The sequence below is a fragment of the Flavobacterium notoginsengisoli genome (genome assembly GCF_014207905.1).
GTDB lineage: Bacteria > Bacteroidota > Bacteroidia > Flavobacteriales > Flavobacteriaceae > Flavobacterium > Flavobacterium notoginsengisoli_A.
Genome location: NZ_JACHLB010000002.1, coordinates 414629 through 429078, shown reverse-complemented (window position 1 = coordinate 429078; position 14450 = coordinate 414629). Strand labels below are relative to the sequence as shown.

The following is a 14450-nucleotide window of genomic DNA, read 5'->3' as shown; positions in this document are numbered from 1 at the left end:
CAAACCCTACCTTTCAAGGCCAAACCATTCCATATCTGTAAAGCCGTTTAATACTTACTCTAATTTTATGATTTAGGCAAAAATGCTAAACATAAACTTTATGAATACACAGCAAAAAGATCTATCGTATTTCAGATTACGATTACAGGAATTACTAAATACCAGCTTTCCCGAAAAAGCATATGATCAAAAGTTTATTGAACAACGATCATCCTGGGCTGCCAATGCCTATGAAGGTGCTTTTCGTTCCGGAAATGATACTGAGCAATGTGATGAGATTGCTAACTATATCCTTTTTGAAGGACTGTATTTTTCAAAATTTGATACAGTTTTTCAAGTAGTTTGTGGTGAGTTTGATACAATCATGGCAGACGAAGAATTGAGGCCGTTTGCCTTGAAAATGTTTCCTGTTTGTGAGTCTGTTTTCTCCAGCTACGAGCTAACTGATGACTTTGCTTACCATACAGCTTACGATCTGCTTTATACTGAACTGACGGGAACTATCGCAATCTGGATAGAGGAAAATGGGCTTCAGTAAAAAGCAACATCTCCAACAGAATATTGATGCCTTACGAATTGCTTTTAAACTAGAAAAGGAGAAACGACAAGCCACCGTAGGTGAAAGACTGCTAATGAAGCAATACAGCGGATTTGGCGGTCTTAAATTCGTGTTAAACCCAATCCAGAACGCAATAGACATTAATCACTGGAGAAAAACAGAACATGACCTTTTTCCTCTCACACAAGAACTTCATTCATTACTCAAAGAAAATTCCGAAGACGAGAAGCAGTACCGAAGGTATGTGGATAGCATGAAAAGTTCTGTACTAACGGCTTTTTATACACCACCACAAATCATAGATGCGATTTCGGCAACATTCCGTGAGAATGGCCTCGGTATTCAGAAATTCTTAGAACCCTCTGCAGGTATAGGCTCTTTTATACAATCATTTTTAGAAAAACAGGAAGTAACTACTACTGCATACGAAAAGGATCTGCTCACTGGTAAAGTTTTAAAACAACTCTATCCCGAAAGTAATGTCCGTATAAGCGGTTTTGAAGAAATTTCTGAAAAGGAACATAATAGCTATGATATTGTCGCCAGTAACATACCATTTGGTGATACATCTGTATTTGACATTTCTTATTCACGAGGCAAAGACGCGACCAAGGTACAGGCTGCCCGAAGTATACATAATTACTTCTTTATCAAAGGTATTGATATGCTTCGTGATGGTGGTTTATTAGCATATATCACTTCACAGGGCATTCTTAATAGCCCAAAGAATGAACCGATACGTAGAGCGCTGATGCAACATAACAATTTGGTTTCAGTTGTTCGCTTACCTAACAACCTCTTTACGGAGTATGCAGGTACAGAAGTTGGCAGTGACTTAATTATTTTGCAGAAAAACTCAGCAAAACAAAACCTGAGCGAAATTGAAGAACTTTTTTGTCAAAGCAGGCTCACCGAATATAATACTCCGGGAAATGCACTCTTTCAGGATAACAAAAGGATTGTCCATACCGATCGTAAATTGGATACCGACCCTTATGGGCAACCCGCCCTCATCTATACACATAATGACGGTGTTACCGGAATTGCTAAAGAGCTTAAACGGATGTTATTGGAAGATTTTGCAAAGCATTTGGATTTCAATTTGTATAAAGGACAGCAGAATGATGAAACTTTTATACAAATTTCTAAAACACTGCAACCTTTGATTGTAGAACCTATAATTATCAATCAGGAACGAGAGTTATTAAACACATCAACAATTATTCAGGAAAAAAAGCTGGAATTAAAACAGTTAAGTATTTTTGATCTGTTTGAAAATATAGATGAACCTACAGCGGTTCCTGCTTATCCAAAAAAAGCAACGCAAGCGAAAAGGAAAAGTACTAAAACAAACCGTCGTGCAATAAGTCGCCAGAACGATCTGTTCAGTGTGATGCAACAACCTTATACACCTCCAATTTCTAATAAGGATGACAGTCAAAATAAATTAAACGATGGAATTAAACAGGAAACTATTGGCGACCTGTTCTCAAGTATTAACGTCTATGACCAGATCGGTCAGAACAGCACTCAGATTACTATTCCCACATCTGCTCCGTATAATGGTGAATTGCAATCATTTCATAGAAACGACTGTCTTGTAACAGATAATGGTTGGGTTGGGCATTTGCAAGATGTAAATATATCAGGTGGCACGGCTGTTTTCCACCCTTTACAATTACCGCCTTTACAAAAAGCAAGAGCCGAGGCTTACATTGGTGTGCGTGACATTTACCACGGGCTTTACTACAAAGAGGCAATGCTTCATACTGAAAACAAGGAAGAAAGGGAAACCCTTAACCGTTTATACGATGCTTTTGTTAAAAGGTATGGTAATCTAAATAGTGCTGATAATATCAAACTTATAAAAACTGATAGTTCCGGTAAGGAAATCCCTTATCTGGAACGTGTTATTGGAGGTGTAGTTCACAAAGCGGATATCTTCAGCCATCCTGTAAGTTTTTCTACCATAACTATTGAAACTGATAATCCTGACGAAGCATTAGCGGCTTCGCTCAATAAATACGGAAAGGTGGATTTGAGCTATATGTCCGAAATCAGCGGTATGACCGATGATGCTTTAAAAGAAGCATTACATGGACGTATTTTCTACAATCCCCTGCGAAAGGAATATGAAATATCCGAACGATGGATTTCGGGTAATGTCGTCGAAAAGGCAGAGGAAGTTAAAGCTTATATCGAACGCTACCCAGATGATGTGTCGGCCAAACAAAGCCTTGCGGTCCTAGTAGAAGCTAGGCCGGGACGTATCGAATTTGAAGAACTAGATTTTAACCTTGGCGAACGCTGGATACCTACAGGTATTTATGCCCGCTTTGCTTCGCATCTTTTCGATACGGATGTTTTAGTTCATTATTCTGAAAGCTCCGATGACTTTTCTGTAAAATGCGATCAGAAGAATGTGCATATATGGGATAAATATGCTGTAAAAGCTGAAAGCCGGACGTTTGACGGTGTTGCGTTGCTTAAACACGCACTGGTTAATACCACACCGGATATTACCAAAAAAGTGATGATTGGTGATCAAGAGGTCAAGGTACGTGACATGGAAGCTATACAAATGGCAAATACTAAGATTGATGAAATCCGAACAGCCTTTGGCGACTGGTTTCACGGACAAAACGACGAATTTAAAAAGCGGTTGACGGATCAATACAACAATACTTTCAACTGTTTTGTACGGCCTAATTACGATGGAAGTCACCAAGAATTTCCGGGGCTTGATAGAAAAGGATTAAATATTGAAGATCTCTATTCAAGCCAAAAAGATACCGTTTGGATGATAAAGCTGAACAACGGTGCAATCTGCGACCACGAAGTTGGTGCAGGGAAAACCTTAGTAATGTGTACAGCAGCACAAGAGATGAAGCGATTAGGCCTAGCTCACAAGCCTATGATTATTGGATTGAAAAGTAATGTTCACGAAATAGCCGAAGCTTACAGAACTGCCTACCCACACGCCAAGATTTTGTATCCTGGGAAAGAGGATTTTACTCCCAAAAAGAGGATGCGGATTTTTGGCGATATTAAAAACAATGATTGGGATTGTGTTATACTTACACATGACCAATTTGGCATGATACCACAGTCACCAGAAATACAAAAAGAAATACTAGAAATAGAACTTGATAGTGTAGAGCGGAACCTTGATGCTTTGCAAGCTCAGGGCAAGGAAGTTACGAGAGGTATGCTGGCCGGAGTAATTAAGCGCAAAGAAAATCTAGAAGTAAAGCTCAAAACGCTGGAATACGATATTGAGAACCGTAAGGATGATGTAGTGGATTTTAAGATGATGGGTATTGACCATTTGTTTGTGGACGAAAGCCACCAATTTAAAAACTTAATGTTCAATACAAGGCATACAAGAGTTGCTGGTTTGGGAAATGTAGACGGGAGCCTAAAGGCAATGAACCTACTTTTTGCAATACGTACCATTCAGGAACGTATCAATGCTGATATGGGAGCTACTTTTCTATCGGGTACAACCATCAGCAATTCATTGACGGAACTCTACCTGCTCTTTAAATACTTACGCCCAAGGGCTTTAGAAAAACAGGGGATCAATTCTTTTGATGCCTGGGCAGCCATTTATGCAAGGAAAACCACCGATTATGAATTTTCTGTAGCAAACAACATTGTAGCTAAAGAGCGTTTCCGCTACTTTATTAAAGTACCAGAATTGGCACAATTCTATTCAGAAATTACAGACTACAGGACAGCCAAAGACATTGGGATAGACCGCCCCAATAAAAATGAGGTATTGTACAACATCCCACCGACACCTGATCAAGATGTATTTATTAAAATGTTAATGGAGTTTGCAAAAACAGGAAACGCAGAACTATTAGGAAGACCTCCGTTAACAGATCGTGAGGAAAAAGCAAAAATGTTAATTGCTACGGATTATGCCCGGAAGATGTCGCTCGATATGCGTATGGTAAGTGGAAGATACGAAGACCACCCTGATAATAAAGCTTCTCATTGTGCAACTAACATTGCCAAATATTATCAGAAATTTAGTGCGCAAAGAGGTACTCAGTTTGTATTTTCTGATTTAGGAACCTACAAACCCGGAGAATGGAATGTATATTCTGAAATCAAACGGAAACTTGTGGAAGATCACGGTATTCCTGCTCATGAAGTCCGCTTTATTCAGGAAGCCAAAAATGATAAGCAACGTAAAGATCTTATCAACGGTATGAACGAAGGTAAAATAAGGATATTATTTGGCTCTACAAGCATGTTAGGTACTGGTGTAAATGCACAGAAACGAGCTGTTGCTATTCATCATCTAGATACACCGTGGCGACCAAGTGACCTTGCTCAACGCGATGGGCGGGGAATCCGAAAAGGAAATGAAATTGCCAAATTTTTTGCAGATAATAAAGTGGATGTGATTATCTATGCTGTGGAAAAATCGTTGGACAGTTATAAGTTTAATCTGTTATATAACAAACAACTTTTTATAGACCAATTAAAATCTAATAACCTTGGTAAGCGCATAATTGATGAAGGTAGTATGGACGAGAAGTCAGGTATGAATTTCTCAGAATACGTAGCCATCCTTTCAGGGAATACAGATCTTTTGGATAAAGCCAAATTGGAAAAACAGATTGCAGGACTGGAGAGTGAAAAACAAGCGTTTAATCGTTCGAAATTCAGCTCCAAATATAAATTGGATGATATGACCGCTATGCTTAGCAGTACACAATCCCGTTTTGAACGCATGAGTCTTGATTGGGGAAACTTACAGAAACGTATACAGAAGCATTCAGATGGTACTATTGCAAATCCAATAGAGCTCAATGGCTTATCCTCAGATTCAGATGTAAAGCATATAGGAGCAAAACTTAACCAGATTGCTGATGTGGCTCGTACTGGAGGTGAATATCAAGAAATAGGCAGTTTATATGGATTCCAATTATTGGTTAAAACAGAAGTATCGGAAAAGGAAGATATAGACATTCGTGTTAATCGTTTCTTAATACAGGGCGAAGGTAATATAAAATACACCTACAATAACGGTATCATGGCTAAAGATCCGGAAACGGCCGCGATAAATTTTTTGAAAGCATTGGAAAAGTTACCTGGCCATATTGAGCAGGAGCAAAAGAAAATAGCTGAACTTCAAAAGGATCTCCCCGTACTTCAGGAGGTTGTTAATGGTACATGGGCAAAGGAAAGCAAGCTTGGTGAACTGAAGACTGAACTTGCTTCTATCGAACGAAAAATACAGCTATCTATAGCGCCAGAACCTCAAAACGAAACTATCGAACAGACTGAAAAGCAAAAGGAAGTATTGATAGATTCAGAGAGTATTGTACGGACTAAATGTATTCATTTACCACGATAGATACTATAATTCTGATTCTGCCCATGAATTTAAAAAGCGTATTTGTTATTTTAATTTCAGCACCAAAATTAAAATAACAAATACACTCTGCAAAAACGATATGTAAATTAATTTATTAAAGGTTGTTTATAGTGATTATCTTATCTTTTGGTTGTAGGATCAGGTTCTATCAGACCGTTTAAATCTTCTGAATAGGTTTTGACATTTTCAAATCCGTTTTTTTTCAAAATAGAATATGCCATTGCTGCCCGTGTCCCGCTTTTACAATGCACAATGACCTGCTTGTCTTTCCTAACTTTATTTAAGTTGTTTTTAAGGTCTGCCAATACGATATTTTCAGCTTTTGGGATATGACCTGATTTGTATTCGTCTTTACTTCTTACATCTATAATCTGAACATTTTTATCATTTAGATAAGGTTTGAAATGTTGTTTGTCCAATACGTCAGATTGTTGTAAGGCTAGGCCTAAAGACGTTACATCAGTTACAAAACCGTAAATGTTATCCATACCTATACGCATCAACTTTCGGGTCAGTTCGTCTGTATGTTCCGCATCTGCAATCAGTACAAATTGTGTCTGATAATCCAATAACCAACCCATAAAAGTTGAGAATGAATTATTATCTTCGATATGCAGGGTTGAAGGAATATACCCTTTTGCAACGAGCTCTTTTTTACGTGTATCAATTATCGTTAATCCGTTTTCCTGTGCTGTCAGAAATTCTACTTTGGTCAATATAGAATGTTTAGGAACCTGAACCAATAATGGGCGTGGCATTCTATTCCAATTTTTCATCGTGGCAAAATATTTTGGAGGTTCGGGTTGTCCGTCCAAAATGTATTTCACAAAACCATTTTCATTATCTGCGAACTGAAATGCTTTATTGGTCAGCATCTCTTGTTTCAATGTAGATGAAGGAACATCACTCAAAGCCTTACCGCAAAATGAACCCGCTCCGTGTCCGGGAAATATTTCAAGGTTATCAGGAAGTTTTGAAAAACGTTGGATAGAAGCAAATAATTGTTTAGCCCCTATATCCTGTGTACCTATCTGTCCTGCAACTTTCTCCAGTAAATCGGGACGACCAACATCCCCTACAAAAACGAAATCGCCAGTAAATGCTTTTTGTGGCTTGTTGGAAACCGATAAATCTGTCAGCAAAAACGTAAGGCTTTCAGGTGTATGACCAGGCGTGTGCATCACTTCCAAAACGATGTTACCCATTTTGATTTTATCGCCTTCTTTCAATGGAGTGTGTGGGATTTCGTATTTCCAATTAGGATCTGTTTCTCCCGAAAGCATCAATTTTGCCTGCATAGCATATGCTAATTCGCGTGCTCCGCTGAGGTAATCTGCGTGAATATGCGTTTCTGATACCCTTGTGATTTTCATGTTATTTTCTTTAGCAATTTTCAAATAGGTATCAATGTCCCTTTTCGGGTCAATTACGATAGTCTCCTTGGTTTTGGTACTTCCTACCATATAACTTGTCTGTGCAAGGCTCTCATCAAATACACGCTTTAAAAATAATTCCTGAGCATTTGAAGCTGTCGGAAGCATAAGTAATACCCCAAGTGTCTTGATAATATTTGATTTTTTCACTGTACTTTTCATACGTATTTATAATTAGAAATTAATTGGTTTCTTGCTTTGTTTCTTTCATTCTTATCCATACTACAATGCCAGATAACAGTGTAATAATTCCGGCAATATGTACTGCATACATCAACCCGAAGAAATTACCGCTAATACCTGCCATTAATGCTCCTATGGCATAGCCCATATCTCTCCAAAAGCGATATACCCCCAGAGATGAAGCACGCCAACTTGGGTGTGCAGCATCGCTTACTGCAGCTAATAAGGCGGGGTAAACCATTGCTGTACCTAGTCCTAACAAGACGGAACCGAATAATCCTGCAGTTAATGGGTTGTAGATTTCTAAACTGATAACAATATGTCCCAAGACCTGCACAAACATTCCCCATACAATTAAGGGTTTTCTACCAAGTTTGTCGGCTAATGGTCCTGTAAAGATTTGCCCGATACCCCAAACAACGGGGTAAATAGCCTTAATCCAACCTACGCCCTCCAAACCAACACCCATTGACATAAAGAGTAACGGGAATACACCCCATGACATCCCATCATTTAAGTTGTTTATCAGTCCTGCTTGAGAAATGGAAAACAGATTTCTGTTTTTAAATGAAGTTTCTTTGAATACCCACCATAAATTGGGCTTATGTGTATACTCGCCCGATGCAGTTGCTTGGATTTGTTGAACCTCTAATTCTGCGTGTTTTCGGGTATCTTTTATTACAAAAATGGAGAGAAGCAGACCAATAATCGTGTACACTATACCGATATAAAAAGGCTGTGGTCGCAATCCGTAATGTGATGCAAGATAGCCTGTAAGCAAAGCAGTCAGTCCAACTGCACCATAGCCTGCGGCTTCGTTCAATCCCATTGCCAGACCTCGGCTTTTGCGACCTACAAGGTCTATCTTCATATTGACGGTCATAGACCAGGCTAATCCCTGACTAACACCCAGCAATACATTGGCAAATAAAATCCAATTCCAAGAGGGAGCAAAAGCCAATAAAAATGGGACAGGTAAACCTACTAGCCACCCCAAAATCAACACTTTCTTTCGTGTATATCGGTCTGCCAAAACACCCGAAATCAGATTGGTAAATGCCTTTACTACGCCAAATGCGATGATAAACGAAAAGACAACCACATCTGATTGTATGTTAAATTCTTCTGTTCCTACTAATGGCACTACAGTTCTTTCCAAACCAACCATACCGCCCACCATCATATTGACAAGGACAAGCAAGGTAAATTGCTGCCAGTTTTCTTTTAATCCTAATCTTATTTGTTCCACTAGATTATTATTTTAAAATGTTAAGGTCTGTCGGACTTTGAAAATCCAATTGCTCATTTTTTTCCTTTGATGATTAGCTCTTCTTTCAAAACTCTCACATCGGAGTAACTGCAACAGAGTGATCACTTGTTCTAAATTTGATCGTTTAAAACGTTCTTATGAAACAGCACATCTGTTTGCTCCTGCTTCCAAATCGGCAGGATCAAAACCTTCATAGTTTCCACTTTTGTTGAGGGTTGCAATTTGGATATAGTTTGGTGGGGTGGGTGGAATACGTTTCATAGTCTGCTCTATGAATGCTTCTTTCTCCAATTGAAGCAATTCTATTTTTGCAGACAGGTTAGAAAGTTTATCTCCGATGATTTTTCTATCAAATGCGATGGTAGTCGAAGTGTGGGCTGGAAGGATAAACGGGTCGTTGTTGCTCAGCATTAGAATCCTACCCAATGAATTAAATAACTGTTCTGCTTTTTGTAATCCTTGTTCATAATCAGCTTTTAAATCTGGTCTGCCCACGCCATCGGTAAATAAGGTATCTCCTGTAAGGAGGTATTCATTGTTTATAAGGTAAGAAGTACTTTCGGGCGTATGACCAGGTGTAAATACTGCGGTTAGATTAGCTGAACCAAAAGGTACAATATCCCTGTCGCTAAGTGGTGAAAATTTATAATCTACATCTGCATTTTCTGCAAACAAATGTGTTGCTCCCGTGGCTTTTGCCAAGTCAATAGTTCGAGAAATGTAGTCTGCGTGGATATGGGTGTCCATTACATATTTTATTGTCCAACAGTTCTTTTGTGCTAATGCTAAATAAATGTTTGGGTCTAAGGAAGCATCAATTACAATGGCTTCGCTTTCAGAAGCAACGATATAAGAGATACAGCCTTTAGCTACGCGTCTTATTTGCATTATAATTACTTCTTTAGCTTTTATTTCTGCGATATTCCAGGCGTAGTTCCAAGCTTTCATTCCACCCTGCAAAGAGTAGGCTTCGTATCCCTTTTTATTCAATATTTCGGAAGCTATGAGGCTTGTTTTTCCACCTGCACATACGGTTACAATAGGAGTTTCTTTAGATAAGGAGATGCCATCTAATGCATTTTTATCGCCTGCTATAAGACTATTGTAAACATCTTTGTAAACGCTTTGCGCTATTTTCCAGTCTTCTCTTTGCTCTTGTGGTCTAATGTCTAGTACTACAATATCTTTATTATCCTCAAACATTTTTTGAAGCTCTGCCACGGTTATTTCGGATGTATCCATTTTTAACTGATTTTATTTAGTGCAAAGCTACGTAAACAAAAACAACTATTCAATAATTCTATTGAATAGTTGCATGTTTTTGCAAATACTCCTTCAAAAAATCAAGAAGAAGGAGAAGATGTTTTGCCAATTAAAAAGGGTATCCCAATAAATTGAAATACCCTTTTACAAACTTTTATATGTATTGTTTATGAAACTTAGATGTGTTCAACAGGATAACCTTTTAATGCCCATTCAGGATAACCCTCTTCCAATCTTACTGCATTGTAGCCCTTTTGTGTCAGTATTGCAACTGCTTCATCAGCATAAACACAAAACGGACCACGGCAGTAAGCTACCAACATTTTTCTTTTTGGAATTTTTTTTAACGAATTACCTAATTTATCTATAGGCGTGGATAATGCCCTATGGATATGTCCTCTACTATATTCTTCTTCAGGTCTTACGTCCAATAATATTACTTCGTCATTTTCAAGCATTGTTACCAATGTTTCCGCATCAATAGCACGCATATCTTCCTGTTGACCATTACGAAAATCGCTTATTACCTTTTTTACTTCAGCATTAAAGGTCATACCCAACTCCCGAACGCATATCAAGGCATTATAAATTTGTTCGCTGGCCAATGAGTAGTTGATGAAATTACCTTTACGGTTTATCTGTACAAGCTTTGCATTTTTAAGGTTCTGCAAGTGTTGTGAAGCGTTTGCTACGGAAAGCCCCGTATTATTGGCTATTTGTTCAACAGTAAACTGACCTTGTGCCAACAAATCTATAATTTCCAACCTATGTGGATTGGCTAATGCTTTTACTGCTTTTGATAACTCGATATATACTTTATCTTTAAACTCTCGCTTGTTCATATGGATGATTTATAAATCATTTTCTTAAACAAAGGTATGAAACACCTTTGTCTATTCAATAAATAAATAGAATAGATGTATAGGAGATATTAAATAATGTTTGGTTTATTCCTTTTGAACTAAATGCTGTAGATCAGGATCATTTTTGATACGTTCAAGCTCTGCTTCGATAACTTGTACAATGTCTTTTTTTATCTGCCGGTAATTACTTTCGATTTCCTGTTTCATGTTATCATTACCTTGCTCATCAGTAAAAGATAATATTTCAGGTATTTTTTTATAGGTTTTAGTTTCAGCAGCAACTCTTTCATTATCTACCACAATTTCAGCATGAAATATTTTTTGTTCAATACGTTCATCAAAATTGTCGGAAACTGCGCCAACAAACATACCTTGTGTAAGCGTGGAAATTTTAGAAGCAGGAATAAGACTATCCAATTGGGTAGATATGGATGTGGACTTATCATTCCGATTGATGGTAAGGCTTTGGCGTTTTTGCAATACTTTACCAAAGCGTTCAGATAAGTTTTTTGCTGTTTCTCCAACAACCTGACCACTAAAAATATTACCAACCGTGTTTTGAATTACTTTACTTTCTTTATCGCCATAATCCCTTATTAATTGCGAATAATCCTGGAAGCCTAAGCAAACTGCAACTTTATTACTTCTAGCAGTTGCGATAAGATTATCCAGTCCCCTAAAATAAATGGTAGGTAGCTCATCTATTATAACCGAACTTTTTAATTGTCCTTTTTTATTGATGAGTTTTACAATCCTTGAATTGTACAATCCCAATGCTGCAGAGTAAATATTTTGGCGATCAGGATTATTACCCACGCATAAAATCTTAGGTTCGTTAGGATTGTTAATGTCGAGTGTGAAGTCATCCCCGGTCATTACCCAATACAGCTGGGGACTAATCATTCTTGATAATGGAATTTTTGCTGATGCAATTTGCCCCTGTAATTGATCTTGCGCTCCTCCCTGCCAGGCATCCATAAACGGTGAAAGATAGTTTTCCAAATCAGGGTAAGAAGTCAGGATGGTAAAAACATCCGAATATTTCTTGTTCAATAATTCAATGGCGTGTGGAAACGTACAGTATTTGCCGTTGTCATAGATTTTTAAAAACCAGATGATAGCTGCCAATAAAATAATTGGCGACTCCACAAAGAAATCGCCTTGTTTCTGAATCCAGCTTCGGTTAAGATTCAACATAATTGTATAGGCTGATTCATAGGCATCGGATATATCAGTCATGAAATTGGGGTTAATAGGATTACATCGATGGCTCCTGCGAGGGTCGTCAAAGTTGATAACGTAGAACTTTGGCTTTACTTTATACTTATCTGTATGTTTCAACAAATGGTTATAAGCGATAGTAGATAGATCGTCAAATTTGAAATCATAGATGTACATCGAAAATCCCTTTTCTATTTGCTGCTTGATGTAACTATTTACAATAGCATAAGATTTACCTGAACCAGGGGTTCCCAAAACAATAGTTGCCCTGAAAGGATTCACAATATTGATCCAACCTTTATGTTCTTTCTTATTGTACCAAAATTTAGTAGGCAGGTTAATGGAATATTCGTTCTCCATTAGTTTAGTTTCCTGCATAAAACTTTCGTTTTCATTATTGAACACATCGTCCATCAGATTAGTACGAAGCAAACGGGTAATCCAAACGCCCGCCATCATCAGAAAAATATATCCTAGAGAGGTTGTTAGAATATATAGCGTGGTTGCCATCTCCACTGATAATTTGAGTAGTGGTGTAGCGAAGAAGAAAAACAGTATTCCTATGGTTAAGGATGTGTAGATCTTTGGCCAGGTAATTTTTTCATCTTTTACCCCTTTTGTGCCCAAACAACTTAATGCCAGCAACACCAACGCAAATATTTTGGTGTAGATTGTATTAGAAAATAAGCTCGCGGTACGTTGAAAGTTTCCTAATATTTTATTCACTATTTCTAGTGTCCAACCTCTTTCTAAAAAGAACCCATAACAGAACCAGTAAAAGTGCATTAGCATCAGGAGGATGCTTACTGCTCTCATAAAGGCCATAATCTTTGCTAGGCCTCTCAAATCGTCTTCTCCCTGCATTTTTCATTTTTTTAATGTTCGGGAGTTAAATTAAACGCTGTAAAGACTAGCTATAAGAATATGGCACTCAATGGCGCTGGGTGGTATTGTTTGGCTTGATTGTTACTTTTGACCTCTTTGGCGTTTTCTTTTCTTTTTCATTTTATTGGCAAAATCTTTCTCTTCATAATCTTCTCCTTGGGCATCTGGAATTAAACCACCTAATGCTTCAATAAGGCCATCTTCATGGTTTTCTGAAGTATTCAAAAAGTCGAACAAATGATGTGGTTTTTCCGAAGGAAGATCCTCATCATTTGATGCAATTATTTTAGATTGTAGTTCAATTGGCGCTTTAATCTCCGGTTTGATATTATTGTTCCAATAGTCATTGAAGATATTGGCAGAAAGCTCCTTGCTTAAACGTGAACCATTATAGACTGTCTTAGAATTGTGGTCTATAAACGTCATTCCATAAATACGCCCTGCATCATTTCGGCGTACTACCACGTTAATACCCTGGTCACCTAGTTGTTTTTTAAAAGCCTGTTCATCACTTGTTGATCTCAGTGCAGTAGTAACGGCAGCTTTAATGGTCGGCTTTGTTGGATGATCTTTTAATGCCTCTTTGCTTTTTGCAAAATGCAGTTCCAGTGCTGGAAGCCCTGAGTTCTTCCCGAAAAGTGAAGCCTTGAACGGGTGACCGGCCCTTTCGCCCTTTTCATTTAAAGGGATATAAAGTAATCCCTGCTTCATCTTTCCTTGCAATTCGCCCTCCACTTTTTCAATGGTAACATTGAAAAGAGAGAGTAAAGCATTATATTCTCCCAAAGTTTGGTATTGATAATAGTTTGGTAGGTGTCTTACTACGGAAGCTATCTGACTTTTCACATCTCCTGCCCGATAATCTACCGGACGGAATACTTTATCATTTTGCTTATGCTCTTTATCCGTGACTGGTATCAATCCGTGTTTTCTTTCGAGTTCACGGCATATATTCATAGATTGCATTTTCTCGAACTTGTCCGAAATTTTTTTGCCATCTTCGTTTACACAAACCGATACAATATGTATATGGCTGCGGTCAATATCAGTATGTTTAAATACCACAAATGGCTGTTCGGCATAACCCATTTCGCGCATATACTCTTCAGCCATTTCCCTAAACTTGTCATCATTAACCTTGTCATTTGGGTCAGGATTGAGCGAAATATGTAACGTATGCTTTTCTGTATTGCGGTTAGCTATCAGGTAAGGTGCAAAAGATTGAGCTAGTTGTGCAACAGAATAATGACCGTTAGCCGTTTCGATCATCTTATTAGCAAACAAAATTTGTCCATTCTCATTCTCTACTTTTAGCTGATTGTACGCCAATGCACCGTATAAATTTCCGCTTCTTCCAATTTTTGCTATCATTTATAAG

General features: G+C 37.9%; 8 protein-coding genes. 2 read left to right on the top strand and 6 right to left on the bottom strand.

Going from position 1 to position 14450, the window contains the following annotated elements; translation table 11 throughout:
• The first annotated feature begins 100 nt into the window (after positions 1–100).
• Both HNP35_RS08695 and HNP35_RS08690 read left to right on the top strand, forming a co-directional pair.
• Positions 101–538 (top strand): DUF1896 domain-containing protein, encoded by a 438-nt coding sequence (locus HNP35_RS08695; protein WP_184160401.1) that lies wholly within the window; start codon positions 101–103, stop codon positions 536–538.
• Positions 525–5933, top strand: a complete 5409-nt coding sequence (locus tag HNP35_RS08690; protein ID WP_184160399.1) for an N-6 DNA methylase — start codon at positions 525–527, stop codon at positions 5931–5933. The genes HNP35_RS08695 and HNP35_RS08690 overlap by 14 nt, the downstream gene beginning before the upstream one ends.
• Before the next feature lie 140 nt (positions 5934–6073).
• On the opposite strand, the gene HNP35_RS08685 is transcribed toward HNP35_RS08690, so the two are convergent.
• From HNP35_RS08685 to mobB, 6 genes are all read right to left on the bottom strand, one after another.
• A complete protein-coding gene (locus HNP35_RS08685; RefSeq protein ID WP_246453405.1) occupies positions 6074–7549 on the bottom strand; it encodes an MBL fold metallo-hydrolase in 1476 nt (491 codons plus the stop codon).
• Between the two features lie 19 nt (positions 7550–7568).
• Positions 7569–8819, bottom strand: coding sequence for an MFS transporter (locus HNP35_RS08680; RefSeq protein WP_184160397.1), 1251 nt, complete (start codon positions 8817–8819; stop codon positions 7569–7571).
• 156 nt (positions 8820–8975) lie between these two features.
• A complete protein-coding gene (locus HNP35_RS08675; RefSeq protein ID WP_184160395.1) occupies positions 8976–10082 on the bottom strand; it encodes an MBL fold metallo-hydrolase in 1107 nt (368 codons plus the stop codon).
• A 197-nt stretch (positions 10083–10279) separates the two neighbouring features.
• Positions 10280–10945: an ArsR/SmtB family transcription factor gene (locus HNP35_RS08670; RefSeq protein ID WP_184160393.1), complete on the bottom strand. Its 666-nt coding sequence runs from the start codon at positions 10943–10945 to the stop codon at positions 10280–10282.
• A 105-nt stretch (positions 10946–11050) separates the two neighbouring features.
• Positions 11051–13051, bottom strand: a complete 2001-nt coding sequence (gene mobC / locus HNP35_RS08665; protein ID WP_184160391.1) for a conjugal transfer protein MobC — start codon at positions 13049–13051, stop codon at positions 11051–11053.
• Between the two features lie 102 nt (positions 13052–13153).
• Complete coding sequence (gene mobB, locus HNP35_RS08660) at positions 13154–14443, bottom strand: conjugal transfer protein MobB (RefSeq protein ID WP_184160389.1); 1290 nt, start codon at positions 14441–14443, stop codon at positions 13154–13156.
• Positions 14444–14450 lie beyond the last annotated feature (7 nt).

Excerpts from the sequence above, each read along its gene's own strand:
- mobC (WP_184160391.1), bottom strand. The coding sequence starts at position 13,051 with ATGCAGGGAGAAGACGATTTGAGAGGCCTAGCAAAGATTATGGCCTTT.
- HNP35_RS08670 (WP_184160393.1), bottom strand. The coding sequence starts at position 10,945 with ATGAACAAGCGAGAGTTTAAAGATAAAGTATATATCGAGTTATCAAAA.
- HNP35_RS08690 (WP_184160399.1), top strand. The coding sequence starts at position 525 with ATGGGCTTCAGTAAAAAGCAACATCTCCAACAGAATATTGATGCCTTA.
- HNP35_RS08675 (WP_184160395.1), bottom strand. The coding sequence starts at position 10,082 with ATGGATACATCCGAAATAACCGTGGCAGAGCTTCAAAAAATGTTTGAG.
- HNP35_RS08695 (WP_184160401.1), top strand. The coding sequence starts at position 101 with ATGAATACACAGCAAAAAGATCTATCGTATTTCAGATTACGATTACAG.
- mobB (WP_184160389.1), bottom strand. The coding sequence starts at position 14,443 with ATGATAGCAAAAATTGGAAGAAGCGGAAATTTATACGGTGCATTGGCG.
- HNP35_RS08685 (WP_246453405.1), bottom strand. The coding sequence starts at position 7,549 with ATGAAAAGTACAGTGAAAAAATCAAATATTATCAAGACACTTGGGGTA.